The organism is Cohnella suwonensis (assembly GCF_042655365.1).
In the GTDB taxonomy this organism is placed as follows: domain Bacteria; phylum Bacillota; class Bacilli; order Paenibacillales; family Paenibacillaceae; genus Cohnella; species Cohnella suwonensis.
Genome location: NZ_JBHSMH010000090.1, coordinates 32,942 through 49,536, shown reverse-complemented (window position 1 = coordinate 49,536; position 16,595 = coordinate 32,942). Strand labels below are relative to the sequence as shown.

Annotated in this window: 21 protein-coding genes; 3 read left to right on the top strand and 18 right to left on the bottom strand. The window is 57.4% G+C overall.

The window, feature by feature from the left end; genetic code table 11:
* Positions 1-5: 5 nt before the first annotated feature.
* From ACFPPD_RS20690 to hisC, 3 genes are read right to left on the bottom strand one after another with little or no spacing between them, the layout of a single operon-like run.
* Positions 6-338: a DUF3889 domain-containing protein gene (locus ACFPPD_RS20690; RefSeq protein WP_209746085.1), complete on the bottom strand. Its 333-nt coding sequence runs from the start codon at positions 336-338 to the stop codon at positions 6-8.
* Between the two features lie 50 nt (positions 339-388).
* Positions 389-1,183 (bottom strand): Nif3-like dinuclear metal center hexameric protein, encoded by a 795-nt coding sequence (locus tag ACFPPD_RS20685; protein WP_209746081.1) that lies wholly within the window; start codon positions 1,181-1,183, stop codon positions 389-391.
* Positions 1,180-2,298, bottom strand: coding sequence for a histidinol-phosphate transaminase (hisC, locus tag ACFPPD_RS20680; protein WP_209746079.1), 1,119 nt, complete (start codon positions 2,296-2,298; stop codon positions 1,180-1,182). The genes ACFPPD_RS20685 and hisC overlap by 4 nt, the downstream gene beginning before the upstream one ends.
* 160 nt (positions 2,299-2,458) lie before the next feature.
* Here hisC and ACFPPD_RS20675 point away from each other — a divergent pair, with 160 nt between their 5' ends.
* On the top strand, positions 2,459-3,052 hold the full coding sequence (locus tag ACFPPD_RS20675; protein ID WP_209746077.1) for a TetR/AcrR family transcriptional regulator: 594 nt from the start codon (positions 2,459-2,461) through the stop codon (positions 3,050-3,052).
* Positions 3,053-3,077: 25 nt separating this feature from the next.
* Complete coding sequence (locus ACFPPD_RS20670; protein ID WP_209746075.1) at positions 3,078-3,539, top strand: DUF2269 family protein; 462 nt, start codon at positions 3,078-3,080, stop codon at positions 3,537-3,539.
* Between the two features lie 60 nt (positions 3,540-3,599).
* On the opposite strand, the gene ACFPPD_RS20665 is transcribed toward ACFPPD_RS20670, so the two are convergent.
* The 9 genes from ACFPPD_RS20665 to ACFPPD_RS20625 all read right to left on the bottom strand — a co-directional run bounded on the left by ACFPPD_RS20665 (position 3,600) and on the right by ACFPPD_RS20625 (position 9,519).
* Complete coding sequence (locus tag ACFPPD_RS20665) at positions 3,600-4,253, bottom strand: FusB/FusC family EF-G-binding protein (RefSeq protein WP_209746072.1); 654 nt, start codon at positions 4,251-4,253, stop codon at positions 3,600-3,602.
* Between the two features lie 230 nt (positions 4,254-4,483).
* Positions 4,484-5,404 (bottom strand): ribonuclease Z, encoded by a 921-nt coding sequence (rnz, locus tag ACFPPD_RS20660; protein WP_209746070.1) that lies wholly within the window; start codon positions 5,402-5,404, stop codon positions 4,484-4,486.
* A gap of 90 nt (positions 5,405-5,494) precedes the next feature.
* Positions 5,495-5,833: a DUF1801 domain-containing protein gene (locus ACFPPD_RS20655; RefSeq protein WP_209746068.1), complete on the bottom strand. Its 339-nt coding sequence runs from the start codon at positions 5,831-5,833 to the stop codon at positions 5,495-5,497.
* Between the two features lie 34 nt (positions 5,834-5,867).
* Positions 5,868-6,137 carry a VOC family protein gene (locus ACFPPD_RS20650; protein WP_209746066.1) on the bottom strand — a complete coding sequence of 90 codons (270 nt, stop codon included), beginning with the start codon at positions 6,135-6,137 and terminating at the stop codon, positions 5,868-5,870.
* A 2-nt stretch (positions 6,138-6,139) separates the two neighbouring features.
* Entirely contained in the window at positions 6,140-6,511 is a 372-nt protein-coding gene (locus ACFPPD_RS20645; protein ID WP_209746063.1) for a YciI family protein, read from the bottom strand.
* Positions 6,512-6,598: 87 nt separating this feature from the next.
* Complete coding sequence (locus ACFPPD_RS20640) at positions 6,599-7,858, bottom strand: RNA polymerase sigma factor (RefSeq protein ID WP_209746061.1); 1,260 nt, start codon at positions 7,856-7,858, stop codon at positions 6,599-6,601.
* Positions 7,855-8,280 carry a YciI family protein gene (locus ACFPPD_RS20635; protein ID WP_209746058.1) on the bottom strand — a complete coding sequence of 142 codons (426 nt, stop codon included), beginning with the start codon at positions 8,278-8,280 and terminating at the stop codon, positions 7,855-7,857. Before ACFPPD_RS20635 ends, ACFPPD_RS20640 begins: the two co-directional genes overlap by 4 nt.
* Positions 8,281-8,489: 209 nt before the next feature.
* Positions 8,490-9,149, bottom strand: coding sequence for a bacillithiol biosynthesis deacetylase BshB2 (bshB2, locus tag ACFPPD_RS20630; protein ID WP_209746056.1), 660 nt, complete (start codon positions 9,147-9,149; stop codon positions 8,490-8,492).
* 25 nt (positions 9,150-9,174) lie between these two features.
* Positions 9,175-9,519: a YojF family protein gene (locus ACFPPD_RS20625; protein WP_209746054.1), complete on the bottom strand. Its 345-nt coding sequence runs from the start codon at positions 9,517-9,519 to the stop codon at positions 9,175-9,177.
* A 281-nt stretch (positions 9,520-9,800) separates the two neighbouring features.
* Here ACFPPD_RS20625 and ACFPPD_RS20620 point away from each other — a divergent pair, with 281 nt between their 5' ends.
* The gene (locus ACFPPD_RS20620) at positions 9,801-10,892 is read left to right on the top strand and encodes a lipocalin family protein (RefSeq protein ID WP_209746052.1); all 1,092 of its coding nucleotides are present in this window, start codon (positions 9,801-9,803) and stop codon (positions 10,890-10,892) included.
* 12 nt (positions 10,893-10,904) lie between these two features.
* On the opposite strand, the gene ACFPPD_RS20615 is transcribed toward ACFPPD_RS20620, so the two are convergent.
* From ACFPPD_RS20615 to selD, 6 genes are all read right to left on the bottom strand, one after another.
* Positions 10,905-11,465, bottom strand: a complete 561-nt coding sequence (locus ACFPPD_RS20615) for a GNAT family N-acetyltransferase (RefSeq protein WP_209746049.1) — start codon at positions 11,463-11,465, stop codon at positions 10,905-10,907.
* 171 nt (positions 11,466-11,636) lie between these two features.
* Complete coding sequence (gene tatA, locus ACFPPD_RS20610) at positions 11,637-11,819, bottom strand: twin-arginine translocase TatA/TatE family subunit (protein WP_209746047.1); 183 nt, start codon at positions 11,817-11,819, stop codon at positions 11,637-11,639.
* A 24-nt stretch (positions 11,820-11,843) separates the two neighbouring features.
* A complete protein-coding gene (locus ACFPPD_RS20605; protein ID WP_209746045.1) occupies positions 11,844-13,037 on the bottom strand; it encodes a ZIP family metal transporter in 1,194 nt (397 codons plus the stop codon).
* 18 nt (positions 13,038-13,055) lie between these two features.
* Positions 13,056-14,105 carry a multicopper oxidase domain-containing protein gene (locus ACFPPD_RS20600; RefSeq protein ID WP_378083129.1) on the bottom strand — a complete coding sequence of 350 codons (1,050 nt, stop codon included), beginning with the start codon at positions 14,103-14,105 and terminating at the stop codon, positions 13,056-13,058.
* Between the two features lie 219 nt (positions 14,106-14,324).
* Positions 14,325-15,377 (bottom strand): tRNA 2-selenouridine(34) synthase MnmH, encoded by a 1,053-nt coding sequence (mnmH, locus tag ACFPPD_RS20595; protein ID WP_209746043.1) that lies wholly within the window; start codon positions 15,375-15,377, stop codon positions 14,325-14,327.
* Between the two features lie 20 nt (positions 15,378-15,397).
* Positions 15,398-16,441, bottom strand: a complete 1,044-nt coding sequence (gene selD, locus ACFPPD_RS20590) for a selenide, water dikinase SelD (RefSeq protein WP_378083242.1) — start codon at positions 16,439-16,441, stop codon at positions 15,398-15,400.
* Positions 16,442-16,595: the final 154 nt, after the last annotated feature.

Here is a 16,595-nt window from a genome sequence, read left to right as displayed (position 1 = left end):
CTTGTCTAGCTATCCGTCTTCTCCGTGCGGACGCTGAGCGCCCTCCCAGACTTATTGTCGCCTTCAACCGTTACGTAGACGCCGAATTCCCGTCCTTGAGCGTCTTTCATCCAGTATTTATACTTGCAGGCGGTAATCGTCGGCGACCGGGCTTCGCAGCCGACGTATTGGAAGTCGACCGCGGCGGCGTCCGGGTAAGCTTCGCCGACTGCCTTCCTCGCGTGCGGCACCCAAACGATATACTCGCGATATCCGTCGTTCGGATCGAATTTTGCGGGCATGCCGGATGCGCACACTATCATTACGGATACAACGACTTTCAATAGTGGCAAGACCATAAGCTCATCTCCTTTCGGACTAGTGTCGTCAGGAGAATATCGCCTTATGCTTACAGGCTCCGTACGGCGACCGGACTTTCGACGAACGCCGCTTCAAGCTCGGGAAACGAACGATGGAGCATGTCCACGACGGTCAGCATGCCGGCTTCTTCGCTCTTCTGATGGCCGAGAACGATCAAGGCTTTCGATTGCCCCATATCCGCCGCGTCTCTGGCGTATTCGTTAGCTTCCCATTCGTTCGTCTCGCCCGCGATGAGCAGATCGACGTCCGGACGAGAAAGGTATTTGATTTGCCGCAGGGCGCCTACGGCACCGGGTAACAATGCGATTCTGCGTACGGGCTGTTCCGGATCTCCCGTCGCCAGTACTCTCTCGATCCCAAGTTTCTCCTTCGCGTAAGCTGCGATCGAACGGACCGTATGCGCCTTGTCGTCCGGCAACTCGATCATCCTATGTTCGCCGGCGATGACGCGGTTCTCCCAATCCAACGCCTTTAGCATTCCGGCGAGGATGCCGTCCGGCTCGTAATCATGGATATGATCGTGCAGCCGGAAGATCGCGATTCCCGAGCTTTCGATCAACTCGCGTTTCTTCTCGTATACCGAATTTCCGCGAAGCCATTCCGTCTCGTCCCGATGGTTGTAATAGCTCGACTCGTGCGTGACGAGCAAGTCCGCGCCGTTATCGACGGCTTGCTTGATCACCGAATACGTCGACGTGAACGTCACCGCCACTTTGCGAACTTCTTTGTCCGGCCGTCCGCTTTTTAACGTATCGACGGTATTCGGCCTCGGCGCGACGTTCGAGAGAAAAAGATCGATAATCTGTTGAACGGTCGTCGTCATCCGTACAATTCCCCCAGCGCCTTCAGCAATTCCTCGTTCTCTTCCCGGGTACCGACGGTAATTCGAACGTGTTCGTTAAGCCCCCAACCTTTGCCCGAACGTAAAATAACGCCGCGCTCCAGCAACTGTCCGTAGATACGCCCGGTATGCTCGCCGAGTTCGGCCAACACGAAATTCGACATGCTTTCCGTGTACGGAATGCGTAGCTTGCCGAGTCCTTCGTACAGTTGGCGACGGCCTTCGTCGTTCATGCGAACGGAGGCTTCGAGATGCTCTTCGTCCGTCAATGCGGCTTGAGCGGCGACGTCGGCCAGCGCGTTCACGTTAAACGGTTCCTTGACCTTCAGCATCGTGCGGACGATATCGCCGCGCGCGACGCCGTAGCCGACCCGGATACCGGCCAAACCGTAAATTTTGGAGAATGTATGCAAAGAAACGACAGGATACCCTTCGCGGACGAACGCCAAGCCGTCGCTGTAATCGTCCGCCGTCGCGTAATGCCGATAAGCCGCATCGACGACGACCAGCACTCGCGGAGGGAGGCTGTCCAGCAATCGCCGCATTTCCGGTTCCGGTAAATAGGTGCCCGTCGGGTTGTTCGGCGTGCACAAGTAGACGATCTTCGTCTTGTCCGTGACGGCGGCAAGCAAGGCGTCCGCGTCATACGAGAAACGTTCCCGAAGAGGCACTTTCACCGCTTGGCCCGCCATCAGCAAGGAACCGAACTCGTACTCGCTGAACGTCGGGTCCGGAACGACGATCTCGTCGCCCGGCTCCACGTACGCCTTGGAGAGAAGCATGATCAGTTCGTCTCCGCCGTTCGTAACGAGGAAGGATTCGTTCGGAAGCCCGAACGATTCCGCCAATGCGCCGACCAACCCGGACGAACGCTCGTCCGGATACCGGTGAAGCTCCGTTACCTTCTCGCGAATCGCTTGCATCGCCTTCGGAGAAGGTCCGAGCGAATTTTCGTTGGACGCGAGCTTGATGACGCGATCGAGTCCGTATTCGCGCTGGACTTCCCAGATCGGTTTCCCCGCCGTATATGGTTTCAGTTTATCTAACGCTTGTCTCGGCCGCACTTGCGACTCCGTCGAAATTCCTGCGTTTGTCATGCCGCTCCCCCTTCATCTTACGTCACTCCTATTATAAGCCTATCGACACCGCCCTTGGAAAGAGCCATTTCTGATTAAAAACTCATTTACAAACCGACAGTCTGTTTGTATAATGAGTTTACCAGATTATTCTAACTCCGTATTTGACGAGGGTGATTCCATGAAACAACAGGAAAGAAGACAACAATCGTTCCAATCGCTGCTCGAGGCGACGAAGGAATTGATTCGCGAGAAAAGCTGTCAGGCGATTACGATGCAGGACATCATGGAACGCTCGGGCATGTCCAAAGGGGCGATCTTCCATTACGTCGGAAGCAAGGACGAAATCTTCGCCCTCGTGCTGCAAGAACGGCTGGAAGAGACGAACGCGCGCTTCAACGCCGCCGTCGATCCTTCGAACTCGCGCTTCGACGGGCCTATGCTGCGCCTTGCCGAAAGGTTCGCATCGTTCGGCAACCCGGAAGACGTCACGAACAAAGTGTTATCCTATTTGCTCGGCAAGGAGGATCAACCGATCGTCGCCGCCGCCCTTAAGCGGTATTACGAAAGCTCCTACCACTATTCGAAGGAATGGATCACGACGGGACAAAGGCATGGCGTCATCCCTTCCTCCGTGAACGCGGAAGAGGTCGCCGACATGTTCATGATCCTTTCGCTCGGCTTGCGGGTGCGAGCTTCGATACCGGGGGTATCCGGCGCGTTCGACGCGGAGCGGTTTACGGCGCTCGTCGCCGACATCTTACAAGCCCGCTAACGCGGCGAAGAATGGAGAGATCTTCATGAACGTTTGGTTAACGCTTCACGTCATCGGCGTCGTCTTGTTCCTCGGCAACATCGTCACGGCGGCTTTCTGGAAAATCCGGGCCGACGCGACGAAAGACGCGGCCGTCGTCCATCAAGCCGTCAAGAACGTCATGCTCGCGGATTACGTCTTTACGCTGCCCGGACTCGTACTCCTTATCGCTTCCGGCAACGCGATGGCCGTTAAGGCGGATTTGCCGATGTCCGGATTGAATTGGCTGACCGCTTCTCTCGTCCTGTTCGCGATTACCGGCGTGATCTGGATCGCGTTCCTTCTCCCGTTGCAACGCGCGATGATCCGTCATAGCGCCGCTTCCCTCGCATCCGGCACCCTTTCCCAAGCGTACAAGAACGCCTCCCGCAATTGGGCGATATTCGGCATCGCGGCCACGCTGATCCCGATCGTCATTCTCTATTTCATGATTTCCCAAGACTTCTAAACGCGAGAAAAAACGGCAGTTCGGAATTGCAACTCCGAAATGCCGTTTTTTCATGCGATATTACAAGATCAATTCCCGAATGAACCTCTCGAGCGAAGCCGTATCCGTAATGTTCTTGTTGCACTCTTGCCCGTGTACGCACAAATATTGGCCGAGCGCCTTATAGTAGTCCGGCGACGCGTTGGCCGGCCTCTTCTTCGACACGGCCGTGAACAAGCCGATCTCCTCGAACCGATTGCAGACGAAGCAATAACTCTTCTTGTTCGTCGGCGTCATCCGACCTTCGATGCCGACGAATCGCCCGTCCATCGGATAGACGATGTACGACCGGTTAGCGGCCACGTCCAGCCAGTTCAAATAAGTGACTAACCTTTTGTCGATTCCCGCCAGGTCGGGAACGGCGAGTTTCTTGCTCTTGGGGAACAGCTTCAAAATCATATCCTTTGATATCGGCGGAAATTCCGTTCGATAAGGCTCGAGCTCATCGAGATACCGTTTGAAGTCCTCGGCCTTTTCCAGCTTCGCGATCGAACCTAACCGTTCTCTCGCGTCGTCCGGCAGTTCCGGGAATAAGTCGAAAATGCTCGCTTCCGCTCCCGATCTGGCAGACGACAGCACTTTGCGGTCGGCTACCGTTCTAACTGCATGCAGTAATTGATCCGCTTGTTTCTTAATAAAATTGAAATCATGGTTTGCGATAAATGGTTCGCGCATCGCGACTCAGCCCCTTTATTCGTATTCGTACCGAACGGGTGCAAAGCCGGCAAGGAACAATCCTTGCTTATTCGGGGCGATAGGGTACCGCTTCGTCTCGCCTCACGCAAAGTATCGCCTCCGTACCGGGCTTTGCATGAGTGCCGCTAGTCCGACAATCAACGATTGTCATCCGTACCCTCCTCCTTTCGAGTCAAGTGAACTAAGTATAATTAATCTTCGGCCCGCATTCAATTCTTGGCGACGTCCGTCTCGTAGAAATCTTCGGCCGCTTCGATATTCGGAAATACGTCCTTCACTTCGTCGATCATCCGAGCCACCGCCTCGTCGTCGAACCGCGAGCTGATGTGCGTTACGATCAGTCGCTTCGCGCCGGCCTCCGCGGCGATCCCGGCGGCATCCCTAACGGTCGAATGCCCGTAGGCGAGCGCCTTCTCTTCCATCCCCGCCGCGAACGTCGCTTCGTGAACGAGAACGTCCGCGTCTTTCCCCAGCATGACGGCGTTGGCGCAAGGCGTCGTGTCTCCGAGAATGGCGACCGTGCGTCCCGGGATCGGCGGCCCTACGACTTCGGCGGATCGGACCGCGGTTCCGTCCGCCATGCTTATGTCTTCCCCGCGCTTGAGCTTGCCGAACAGCGGACCGGACGGCACGCCGAGACGCGCCAACGCGGCCAAGTCGAGTTGCCCGGGAACCGGACGTTCGGTTACGCGATAACCGAAGCAGCGAATCCGGTGCTCCAGCTCGAGCGCTTCCACCTTATGGCCTTCGTCCTCGGCGATCGTGCCCGCTTCGATCTCGACGATGTCCAGCTCGTAGTCCAGGTGGGCTTCGCTTGTCTTGAACGCGCAGTCGATATATTCCCGAATGCCGGGCGGGCCGAACAGCCGCAGCGGTCCCGCTCCTTCGAAGTAGGATCGGCTGGTCAGCAGTCCCGGCAAGCCGTATAGATGATCCCCGTGCAGATGGGTAATGAATATCCTTTCCAACTTGTTCAGCTTCAGCTTGGACGCGAGCAGCCGATGCTGCGTCCCCTCTCCCGCGTCGAACAGCCAAAATCGGTTATGCCGTCCGAGCAGCAACGCGACGGACGTGACGTTCCGCGTCTTCGTCGGCCTACCGGCGCTCGTGCCGAGAAATACGATCCGCATTCGCGCACCCCCTGTCTTCTCCGCCTATTTTCCGCATATCCGCATAAGAATAAACCCGCCTTGAGCAGGCGGGTTCGGATCGTCTATTCGTTATAGCGAAGCCGAAGCTTGTTTAACCAAAGATGACAATAAACCATAGTCGGCCGCTTGACCTTTTTTCAGCTTGATCGTCTTCCGCTCCGGCGGGCCGTCGAACCCTGCGGGAACGTCGAGCCCCGTCGCGTTAAAGATCGTAAAGCTGACCGCGTCCTTCGAAGCGCTGATGACCGCGGCATATTTGCCGTTCTTCAGAAAATGCGGCTTCTTGTATTGCATCCGTTCCTGGAAATCCGGTATCGCTTCGTGCACGACGCTCCGAAGTCCATTGCTGATTTCCTTCTGCCAAGGCTCGTTCAGCCCGTCGATAAACGCGATCACTTCTTCGTTCATATCCGATTCTCCCCTTCTATTCCGATAAGTAAGTTTATTGGGTCGCGTCCATCCAAGTGACGCCGAACGTGTCGAGAATTTCTCCGTCGACGGAGCCGCCGTACGCTTCGGACATGAAGATCGTCAGACCGCCCGCCACTTCGACGGCCAGGTGCATGACCTTGTCCTTATCAGCTTCCGGCGTATTCGGCATCTGGCCGAACGTCATGACCGATTGGATTTCCCCTCCCAGCGATTGCGCGTAAAACCCGGCTTGCTTTCTTGCGTCCTCGGACATGAGGTACGGTATTAATTTCGTTGTCATCGTTAATAGCCTCCCGTTTTCGTTTTGATTTGTCGAAGCTCGATATTTCCTTCCCCGTATCCGTTCGGATCCGGCATCCGCATCGCCCATTCGATCGCTTCTTCTTGCGTCCCGACGTCGATCACCGTATACCCGGCGACCATCCCCCGTTCCCGCGCCGGGAACGGACCGACCGTGACGACCGGCCCCTCGCCCGCCTTCGGATAAGAAATTCTGACGCCGCTGGCGCTCGTCTCCAGCTCATCCGAAGCGACGAGCACGCCCGCGCCTGCCAATCGTTCGCGAAAGGCGTTCATCGCTTCCTCGATCGTCGCGCTCGGCTTCAGCCCCGCTTCCGAATGTCCGCTTGCCTTGACCAGCAATAGAAATCGCAATTAGTCCCCCCCTTTGCTTATACGACGAACGGGAAACCGCGAAATCGACAACCGGCGTAAAATATTTTCGAGATGTTATAACAGTAGTCATGACGGCGAGGAGCATGCCGCAACGCGATTGAGCAGAAGGGCGCGCTCCCGCTCGTTGCGGGTAAGCGCCGCCGCCCGTTCGAACTCCGCCTTCGCTTCGTCCAAGCGTCCGAGCTTGAGCAGCAAGTCTCCTCTGACGCTCGGCAGCAAGTGATAGTCTTTCAGCGACGGTTCGTCCGATAATTCGTCGACGAGCCGAAGCCCGAATTGCGGACCGAAAGCCATCGAGATGGCGACAGCCCGGTTCAATTCGACGACGGGAGACGGCATCGCCCTCGCTAGCGCTTCGTAGAGCGCCGAGATGCGTACCCAATCCGTCTCGGCCGCGGTACGGGCTTCGGCATGGCAAGCGGCGATCGCCGCCTGAAGCGCATACGGGCCGAGCGGACGGCCTAACGCGCGCGCCTTGGCGAGCGCGGCCAATCCGCGGCGGATGAGCAGACGATCCCACAAGGCCCGGTTTTGATCCATGAGAAGAATCGGATCGCCGTTCGCGTCCGCCCTCGTCTTGAATCGCGACGATTGAATTTCCATCAGCGCGACGAGTCCCTGCGCTTCCGGTTCCGACGGCGCGCTGGCCGCAAGAATCCGTCCGAGCCGCAGCGCTTCCCGACAGAGGAGCGGACGGACCCAACTGTTACCGGACGTCGCCGCGTAACCTTCGTTAAACATTAAGTAAATGACTTCGAGCACCGTCGACAACCGATCTTTGATCTCTTCGGCCGCGGGCATCTCGAAAGGCACGTTCGCGGCGCTTAACGTCTTCTTTGCCCGCACGATCCGTTGCGCGATCGTCGGCTCCGTCGCGAGGAACGCGCGTGCGATCTCGTCCGTCGTTAAACCTCCGAGCAACCGGAGCGTCAACGCCACTCGCGCTTCTCTCGAGAGAACCGGATGGCAAGTCGTGAAAATAAGACGAAGCAAGTCGTCGCCGATCTCCCCGTCGAGCGCCAAATCGACGTCGTCCTCGGTGTAGAGCGGATGAGAACGGCCGAACTCCTCGTATTTGCGCTCTCGCGTTTTGTCCCTGCGCAACAAGTCGATCGCGCGCCGCTTCGCCGTCGTCATCAGCCAGGCGCCCGGCTTGTCCGGAATGCCGGTCTGCGGCCACTTCTCCAGCGCGACGACGAGAGCGTCATGCGCCAAGTCTTCCGCCAGTCCGACGTCGCGAACGATGCGAGCCAGACCGGCGATGAGCTTGGCCGATTCGATTCTCCAGATCGCGTCGATCGAACGGTGGACGGCGGTCTGCGTCATGAATGTTTAAGCTGTTCGCGCATCGCGCGTTCTCTGGCGATCGATTCCGCGTCGTCCGTCAAATCTTCCGGCTCGAACACTTGGCGAAGCTCGATACGGCCTTCCCCGAAGCCGTGGGGATCCGGCATGCGAAGCGCCCATTCAATCGCTTCCTCCCGCGACTTGACCTCGATCATCGTGAAACCTGCGATCATCTCCTTCGCCTCGGTGAACGGCCCGTCGATGATTTTCGGCTTGCCGCCCGGATCCGGATAGGAGATGCGTATCGCGCTCGCGCTCGGATGTAGGCCGTCGGCCGCAACCAATACGCCCGCTTTGATCAATTCCTCGTTGTAGCTCATCATCGCGTCGATCAACTCCTGGCTTGGCGGGACTCCCGCTTCCGAATCTTTCGTCGCGTTTACGATCATCATGAATCTCATTCGAATTACCTCCAGAGAGTAATTTACGGATCGTTCTGTGTGCTCCCACATGTAGACGACGAACGGCCGCCTCCGAAATCGACATCCGTTCGAATGTTTTTCTCAAATCTTTTTCGTTTCCATAATCATACATTCTTTTCTCGGGGATTTCGAACGAAAAAAAGCCAGCCGGGAGGCCGGCTGACTTCTGCATGTCTATTGTATACTTCTTAATCGTCGAACCGGTACGTCCAGAAGTGCTCCGTACCGAACCGGTCGCGGATGTCCTTGTCCGGCATCTTCTTGTTGCCGAGAAGCTCCGCCGCTTGGAACTGCGAACGATGGGCGCGGATGGACGCCATCTTGTGGGACAGGAAATCTTGCACGTCGTTGACGACGTCCGGCCGGCCGATGTCGTCCTCGTGGTTCTTGGAGAACGCCACGCAATGAACAGGCGGTCTCTTGTTCGCGGGAAGGCCGCCGATCGCCCTGACGACCGCTTCTCCGGTCGCGTCGTGATCGGGATGCACGCTATAACCCGGATAGAACGTAATGATCAGCGTCGGATCGATTTCCTCCACGAGGGCTAGAATGCTGCCGTCCAGCTTCGCCTTGTCTTCGAATTCGATCGTCTTATCGTGGAACCCGAGCATGCGCAAATCCTGTATGCCGATCGCGCGGCAAGATTCTTCGAGCTCCAGCTTGCGGATGGCAGGCAGCGTAACCCGAGTCGCGAAAGGCGGAACGCCCATGTTGCGCCCCATTTCCCCAAGCGTCAGGCAGGCGTAAGTCACTTGCGCTCCACCTCTGATTTCCTTGGCGAGCGTTCCGGACACGCCGAACGCTTCGTCGTCGGGATGAGGCAGGACGACCAATATGCGTTTATCCATGCTTATGTCTCCTCTCCTCTGTCCGTCAGAACGGTTCCCGGCTCAGCTGCAGCGCGACGATCAGCTTGCCTTGGCCGTCGTGGCCCGCCAGAATGAGACGTTCACGGTCTTCGTCCTCGTAATGGGTCAACCCTTCCGAATACACCCAGCCTTGCTCGGTCTTCAAGCCGACGCGAAAAGGACCTTTGCCGGATATCGAGCCGTTCCCGTAACGGATGACGGCATTCGAGATAAACGTCGCGGCCGGATGTTTCGAACTATCTACGTGGGATGCGTACGCTCCCATCGTCATCTCCAGATGAATGTACAAGTCTTGACCGGCAAGCCGATCGATCATCGCTTGCACGTGCGCTTTATCGATGAGTTGCATGTTCCAGCCTCCTGACGCCGTAAATCGATAATGATTGCATGACAATGAACACATTTTAACACAACAGGACGACGATCCCCTAATCGACGATTTCTATTATCGTTATCGATTTATCGTTTCTCCGCCCAATTCCACCTTGTTCATGCGAGCCTCCGAACTGTCCAGGATGGACAATCTTCCTGCTTCTATCGTATGAGCGGCGATCCAATCGAGAATATCGGGTTCTTACTCACCCCTATCTCCGCGCCCACATACGTTGATTCAGTAAAGGAGGGATCGCCGTGCACCGATTGCCCGAAGCCATCTCGTTTCCGCAGGACGCCGCTAGCCACCCGATCTCGAACGTCGAATGGTGGTACGGTTACGCGCTGCTGTCGGGGAGCCGAGGCAACCGCTACGCCGCGATGGCTTCCTTCTTCCGCGTCGGGGAGCTCGCCGTTCCGAAAGGCCACTACGTTATCCATTCGTTACGCCGGCTGGGCGACGGTCGGTTCGAATGCCATTCCGAGATCGACCGAATGCTCGGCTTCCAGATGGCCGGCGTCTACTTGCCCGCTTACTTGGTGAAGAATCCTCGGGATACGCATACGTGGAGCTTGTACAAACGGATGCTGAGCGGCACGGACCTGCCGTCTCCCCACCGATATTTGTCTTCGGCCGAGGTTCGCATCCGGCCGACGCGGCTCTCGTACGGCAGCCACCGGCTAACGTTCCGTGACGATTCCCGAACCGATTTCCGGTTGTCGCTGTCGATGCCCGAATCCGATCTCTCGCTCGATTTCACGCCGGCGAAGCCGATTTCCCTCATCGACGAGAAAGGCGATCTCAACGGTTTGAGGTATTATTCCGTCACGCGCAATCGGGTGGCCGGCGAGCTTCGAACGCCCGAAGGCACGGAACGGTTATGGGGGGAAGGCTGGTTCGACCATCAGTGGGGACGCAATTACGGGCTTCTGCTGGGGGACGGCTGGGATTGGTTCGGCTTTCAGCTGAAGGACGGCAACGATCTGATCGTCAGCCGGCTGCGCAAGGCGAAGCCGGGCTTGAAGCCGTATACGGTGGCGAAGCTGATTCGGAGAGACGGATCGGTGGCGGAGTCGGAGCGCGTCGGATGGTTGGAGACGAAGTCGTGGACGAGCGAACGCAGCGGGGCGACTTATCCGGCGGAATGGCGGCTTTCCTTGCCGGACTTCGCCTTGAAGCTTGCCGTGTTCCCGCTTCTCGCGGATCAGGAAATGCCGATCATCGGGCCGCTGCGCGCCATCTGGGAAGGCGTCTGCTCCGTCGTCGTCGAAGCGCGGACGCCGGACGGGCGGCGCCATCGCGTAGAAGGAAGCGGTTTTGTCGAACTGGTCGGGTATGCGCAGAAGTAGTAAGCGCGGCTCTTAATTTTCTTTATGTCCCCGGTAAGCTTTCTCGTGGTACCGGGTGATCGCCTTGAAAAGCTGTTTGCCGTCGGATATCGGTTCGTCCCCTTCTCGTAGCCCCGCAACCATCGCGCGGTACGTTTCCGGCACCCAAATATACGAATGAACGTAATCGGTTAGCCGAAAGCCCGCTTTCCGCCAGAATGCGACGCGCCCCGTGTTCTCTTCGGTTTCCTCCGCTTCCGCTTCGATGACGAGGCCTCGGCAATTCGGAATCCCGGAAGCCCATTCGCGGAGATCCGAGACGCAGGCTTGTCCGATTCCATTACCTCTCCACGCTAGACTCACGGCCAAGTAGTCGATGACCAGCAGGCCGGAGCTCGCGTCGAAAGCCGTAAGCGCCATGGCGACGGCTTCCTTCCGCTCTCTCCAGACGTGGAGATCGCACAGCCTTCTTTCCAGCATTCGGCGGACGATGCGATCGTTTTTCCTGCCGCGCTCCGGAAAACCTTCCTCGTACGGCTTCTTCGCTTCCAACCATAACGATTCGTTCCATTCGTTCGTCGATTCGCGTTTCATGGCGATCCTTTCCGTTCTCGGCTACATTTCCGGAACCGGCGATGGCTTCTTTCTCATCATGCTGTAAGCATCCGGGTACGTCAAATCGAATTACGAAAAAAAGAGCCAAACCCCGGCCTTTCGGGGTTCGGCTCTTCGCCTTGCTCATCTTCCGCTTCTTATCGCTTCCGCCTAGCGTTCGCTCTCCTTCTCCTCGCGTTGCTCCGGTTCGATGAGCTCCTTCGTGCCGCTGCGAAACTCCCGGATCGTCGTTCCGATCGCTTTGCCTAGTTGCGGCAGCTTGGATGGGCCGAACAACAGCAACGCAATCAAGACGAGCAAGATCATCCCCGTCATTCCGATATTTAATGGCATAAACCTTTCACCTCTCCCCGATCGTTAATTGACGAATATCGCCGTGGCGTACATGATCGCGATTCCTAGCGTCAATCCGGCGAAATTCGTCCAAGATACCGTCGGTTTGCCCGATTGGCCCGCTTCTCTGGCGATCATCTTGCAAATGACGTAAACGACTTGCACGATCGCTCCCGCTCCGATGCCGAAGAACAACGCCGCGAGAGTAGGATTAAAGAGGAAACCGCCGATCCACGTCCCGGCGATGGCGGGGGCTCCCGCCACGACGGCGAGCAGCAGGAACGTCCTCCCGTTCGGCCGATCCTTGAGCAGCGGCGCCGCGATGCCGACGCCTTCGGTGACGTTATGCAACGTGAACCCGATGACGAGGAACGTGCCGAGAGCGGCTTCGCCGGCGGCGAAAGCCGCGCCGATCGCCAAGCCTTCTCCGAGGTTATGAAGACCGATGCCGCCGGCGATCTTATAGGCGACTTTCTTGCCTGACGCCGCGCCTTTCCGTTCGTTCGCCTGATCGATCGCCACGAGAAAGAGAAAACTCAGCAACGCCGCGAACCAAACGAGCCCTGTACCTTGGAAGATTCCGGGCGCTTCCGCTCCGAGTTCCAGTCCTTCTTGGATCGTGTCGACGACGAGGAACGCGAGCAAGCCGACCGTCAACGCCAGCACTGCTTGAATGCCTCGTTGGGAGAACCGGCGCATGAACGGGTACCAGAGCAAGCCAAGCCCGACCGGCACGATGCCGACATAGAAGCCGATGAGCGCGTATTGCAGGAACCGGTTCGCGTCCGGTTGCGGCGTCAGCGCCGCGACGGGCACTTCCCCCGTGAACAACAAGCCGTTCGTCGTCATCAGCACGATCGTATACGGATCCGCTTCGACCCAGCCGTACGGAATATGGACGTCGATCTGCTCGAATCGTCCGATCGTCGCGCCCGGACTGAATTCCGCGTTCCAGAAGGCGTCGTTGACAACGACTTGAGCGATCGTAACGGCCTCCGGCCCGGAATTGAGCACTTTCAAGTGGAAGCCGTCCTCCGTCAGAACGATCTTCTGAATGTTTAACGTTTCGATCGGGGCGACCGACTTATCGGCGATTCCCGTGCCCATGCTCGACAACAAATAAATAATGGCAATAAGAAGGACTAGCGGCAATGCGCCCCATATCCAACTCGTTTTTCGCTTCGCGACCGTGACGGCCGCCAATGCTTCCGTTTCCATGTCCTTTCGCTCCTTCCTTTACGGATTCGCCTCGAAGAACCCCATCCAGCCGAGCTCCGCGAACTCGCTCTGGTGCGCGTGGAACATATACTTGCCGGCCTCCGGGAACGTCATCTCGAGAATGCCCCGTTGCCCTTGGCACTGCATGACCGTATCCGTCAGTATCGGACGGGCGTCGGGATCCGCTCCGACTTCGTAATACTTGAAGAAATTCGCGTGAAGATGGAAGGAATTGATCAGGTCGAATTCCGTCAGATTGCTGAGATAGACGCGCACCAGTTCCCCGACCTTCACTTGAATCGGATACGCCTGGAAAGCGAAAGCGTAGCCGTTGACCGTGTATACTTCGTTCGCGCCGTCCAGATCCAGATCGAAGCCGTTCATGACCATATTCAGTTCTTTGGCGGGCGCTCTCGGCGTTTTCGGATCGATGATGAAATTGCCGTACAGCCCTTTATGGATGTGCTTCGCGAGCGGTGGAATATGGCAATGGTACACGTGCATGCCCGCCGGTCTCGCTTCGAATTCGTATACGAACTCGGTACCCGGAAGCACCGGCTCGAGACCGTCCATCCTCGGAGCGTGGATGCCGTGAAAATGAATCGAGTGAGGATGCATCGAGCCGTTCGTGAATTTCACCCGCACGATGTCCCCTTCCGTGCACCGGATCGTCGGGCCCGGAATCGTGCCGTTGAACGCCCACCCGGGGAACTTGATGCCATTAGCGATCTCGACCTCGGTATCCATGGACACGATCTCGTATTCCCTTACCGTTTTCCCGTCCGCGCGTACGCTGGTTTTTCCGTAATCGAACGTCGTTAGCGCGTCGATCGCGCTCTGAAGCCCATCCGTCAACTTGTCGCCCGGATCGTAGCCGTGCGCCATCGTCTGATGCTTGAGTGGCTCGCTCGCGGAGTGTCCCTCGTGCGAATTCGAAGCCGCGTCCGCGTTTGCCCCGAACCAAGACGCGGGCTTCATCATCGTCGCGCCGATGACGCTCATCGCCCCGGCCGCCCCCCATTTCAATACTTGTCTTCGGGATACGGGACGTTTCGGATCGAACGCCATGTTCATCGCCTCCATTGTTGTACGAGTAAAATAAAGTTTGCCTTGCGCAAAATTTAGGATAAAAAAATATTTTCGTGTGTGATGGTTAAAATGTTGCATGACCGCAAAATACCTTTCAGCTTTACTATAGGTCACGGCCTTGCCTTTTGTAAACCCTAATTTTTTAATAAATCGCGCAACCCGGAGAAATCACGGCAAAAAAAAGCATACGAGACGCGACTACCCGCGTTCGGATGCTTTCTCTTTGTTTCTGACGATTGTCTCCACGCTCTCGATCGCTTCTTCGATCGTGCTCGCGCGGACGACTGTCCGCTCCTTGTCTTCGTACCGGGTCGCCGTATGCTCGTAAAGGGGATCGTAATAGTATTCGAGCAGCAACGAAGCGGCGCGCTCGAACCCGCCTTCTTTCAGACATGTTTCGATCTCCGCCGCTATCGGCGTATGAATGCGGGATTTGATTTTGCGGAACGCTTCCAGCGATTCCAGCGGGTGCTCCCAAGGCTTGTAATCTTGCAAAATACGTTTCACCCGTTCCTCGAACGGCAGCTCGATCCAGATCGGCGCGCCTTCCTCCTTCTTCCGCACGAGGAAGTCCGGTAGCGTCGCTTTTCCGATTCGCCTGCTTTCCGCTTCGAATACGACGAACGGTTCGTTCCGAAGCCGAAGCAATTCTTCCAGCAGCAGCGACTCGAACGTCTTCTGATTACGGGCCTTCATTCCGATTTCTCCGAATATCGAGCCCCGGTGTCCCGCAAGCCGTTCCAGATCGAGCACGCCGATTCCCCGCTCCGCCATCGCCTGCAAGATCGCGGTCTTCCCGGTGCCCGTCAATCCGTGCAGCACGAAAGCTTCGGGCTTGATATCGAAGGATGCAAGCGTGTCGACGACCCACTTGCGGTAAGCGCGATACCCTCCGGCGATGCGGGATACGCGAATGTCCATGAGAGACAGAAGCGTCGCCGTCGTCCGGCTTCGCATGCCTCCGCGCCAGCAGAATACCGCCTTCTTGCCGGGAATGGAGGCGATGGTTCTTATGAACGCCGGGAGCTTGGCGGAGACGACTTCCAAGCCTCTGTCTTTAGCCGCTTGAATGCTCGTCTTCTTGTACAGCGTGCCGATCTCCGCCCTCTCCGAGTCGTCGAACAGAGGAACGTTAACGCTTCCAGGTATCGTCGTTTCTTCGTATTCGGAAGGCGAACGTACGTCGATCAACGTCAATTCGCCCTTCTCTCTTAACGCAAGCCATTCTTCTATCGTAATGTCGTGAACCATTCGTTATAGACGTCCTCTCGTTAGACGACCGTGATTCGGCCCGCGTTCTTTTCCGTGACTTCACCGATCATGGCCGCTTCGACGCCTGCCTTCAGCAATTTCTCCAACAGCTCGTCCGCTTTCTCCGGCGCGACGGAAATCAGAAGCCCGCCGGATGTCACCGCGTCGCACAGAATCCAGCGATCGACTTGCTCCATCGACGGCGGGAAGCTTACGTCGGCCTCGACGTGCTTGTAATTGTTTTTCGTGCCGCCGGGAACGAACCCGTTCTCGGCTAATTCCTTGACGCGAGGCAACAGCGGTACGCGATCGGCGTGCAGCACGATGCCCGCCGCGCTGCCTTTCGCCATCTCGAGCGCATGCCCGACCAGCCCGAATCCGGTCACGTCTGTACAGGCGTTTACCTCGTACGGCTCCATGATTTCCGCCGCCGTCTTGTTCAGCGTCGCCATGACGGCCGTTAACCGGGCGATCTCCGCTTCGCTCAATTGATCCTTCTTGATGGAAGTCGTCAAGATCCCGACGCCGATCGGCTTCGTCAGGATCAGCTTGTCGCCCGGCTTCGCGCCGGCGTTCGTGCGAGCTTTGCCCGGATGGACGAGTCCCGTGACGGCGAGGCCGAACTTCGGCTCCTTATCGTCGATGGAATGCCCGCCGACAAGCGTCGCCCCCGCTTCCCTCACCTTGTCTCCCGCGCCTCGCAGGATATCGGCCAGAACGGATTTGTCCAGCGTACCGATCGGGAAAGCGACGATATTTAATACCGTTAACGGCTTGCCGCCCATCGCGTAGATGTCGCTGATCGCGTTCGCCGCGGCGATCTGCCCGAAATCGTAGGGGTCGTCCACGATCGGCGTGAAGAAGTCGACGGTCTGAACGAGGGCCAGTTCGTCGTTCAACCGGTAGACGCCTGCGTCGTCGCTCGTATCGAGGCCGACGAGAAGATTCGGATCGGGAATCGCCGGCGGCAGGGAACGAATGACTTGCTGCAAGTCGGCAGGTCCGATTTTGCAGCCGCATCCTCCTTTGCTAGAGTACGAGGTCAGCTTTACTTTTTCCGCCATTTCCATTTCGAGCCACGTTCCTTTCCATTGCGTTCGTACTGTCGATTATATAGAAAATCGGGACGAAGCACCAACGTACTTCCGCGAGAGTCCGAATCCGAGGCCGCGAAGCCGCGCATACATTGTAGGAGTAAGAGCAAATCGGGGAGGAACA

Excerpts from the sequence above, each read along its gene's own strand:
- ACFPPD_RS20690 (WP_209746085.1), bottom strand. The coding sequence starts at position 338 with ATGGTCTTGCCACTATTGAAAGTCGTTGTATCCGTAATGATAGTGTGC.
- ACFPPD_RS20685 (WP_209746081.1), bottom strand. The coding sequence starts at position 1,183 with ATGACGACGACCGTTCAACAGATTATCGATCTTTTTCTCTCGAACGTC.
- ACFPPD_RS20650 (WP_209746066.1), bottom strand. The coding sequence starts at position 6,137 with ATGACAACGAAATTAATACCGTACCTCATGTCCGAGGACGCAAGAAAG.
- ACFPPD_RS20665 (WP_209746072.1), bottom strand. The coding sequence starts at position 4,253 with ATGCGCGAACCATTTATCGCAAACCATGATTTCAATTTTATTAAGAAA.
- ACFPPD_RS20625 (WP_209746054.1), bottom strand. The coding sequence starts at position 9,519 with ATGCAACTCATCGATAAAGCGCACGTGCAAGCGATGATCGATCGGCTT.
- rnz (WP_209746070.1), bottom strand. The coding sequence starts at position 5,404 with ATGCGGATCGTATTTCTCGGCACGAGCGCCGGTAGGCCGACGAAGACG.
- tatA (WP_209746047.1), bottom strand. The coding sequence starts at position 11,819 with ATGCCATTAAATATCGGAATGACGGGGATGATCTTGCTCGTCTTGATT.
- selD (WP_378083242.1), bottom strand. The coding sequence starts at position 16,441 with ATGGCGGAAAAAGTAAAGCTGACCTCGTACTCTAGCAAAGGAGGATGC.
- hisC (WP_209746079.1), bottom strand. The coding sequence starts at position 2,298 with ATGACAAACGCAGGAATTTCGACGGAGTCGCAAGTGCGGCCGAGACAA.
- ACFPPD_RS20640 (WP_209746061.1), bottom strand. The coding sequence starts at position 7,858 with ATGACGCAGACCGCCGTCCACCGTTCGATCGACGCGATCTGGAGAATC.
- mnmH (WP_209746043.1), bottom strand. The coding sequence starts at position 15,377 with ATGGTTCACGACATTACGATAGAAGAATGGCTTGCGTTAAGAGAGAAG.
- ACFPPD_RS20605 (WP_209746045.1), bottom strand. The coding sequence starts at position 13,037 with ATGGAAACGGAAGCATTGGCGGCCGTCACGGTCGCGAAGCGAAAAACG.
- ACFPPD_RS20615 (WP_209746049.1), bottom strand. The coding sequence starts at position 11,465 with ATGAAACGCGAATCGACGAACGAATGGAACGAATCGTTATGGTTGGAA.
- ACFPPD_RS20655 (WP_209746068.1), bottom strand. The coding sequence starts at position 5,833 with ATGAACGAAGAAGTGATCGCGTTTATCGACGGGCTGAACGAGCCTTGG.
- ACFPPD_RS20670 (WP_209746075.1), top strand. The coding sequence starts at position 3,078 with ATGAACGTTTGGTTAACGCTTCACGTCATCGGCGTCGTCTTGTTCCTC.
- ACFPPD_RS20675 (WP_209746077.1), top strand. The coding sequence starts at position 2,459 with ATGAAACAACAGGAAAGAAGACAACAATCGTTCCAATCGCTGCTCGAG.
- ACFPPD_RS20635 (WP_209746058.1), bottom strand. The coding sequence starts at position 8,280 with ATGAGATTCATGATGATCGTAAACGCGACGAAAGATTCGGAAGCGGGA.
- bshB2 (WP_209746056.1), bottom strand. The coding sequence starts at position 9,149 with ATGGATAAACGCATATTGGTCGTCCTGCCTCATCCCGACGACGAAGCG.
- ACFPPD_RS20600 (WP_378083129.1), bottom strand. The coding sequence starts at position 14,105 with ATGGCGTTCGATCCGAAACGTCCCGTATCCCGAAGACAAGTATTGAAA.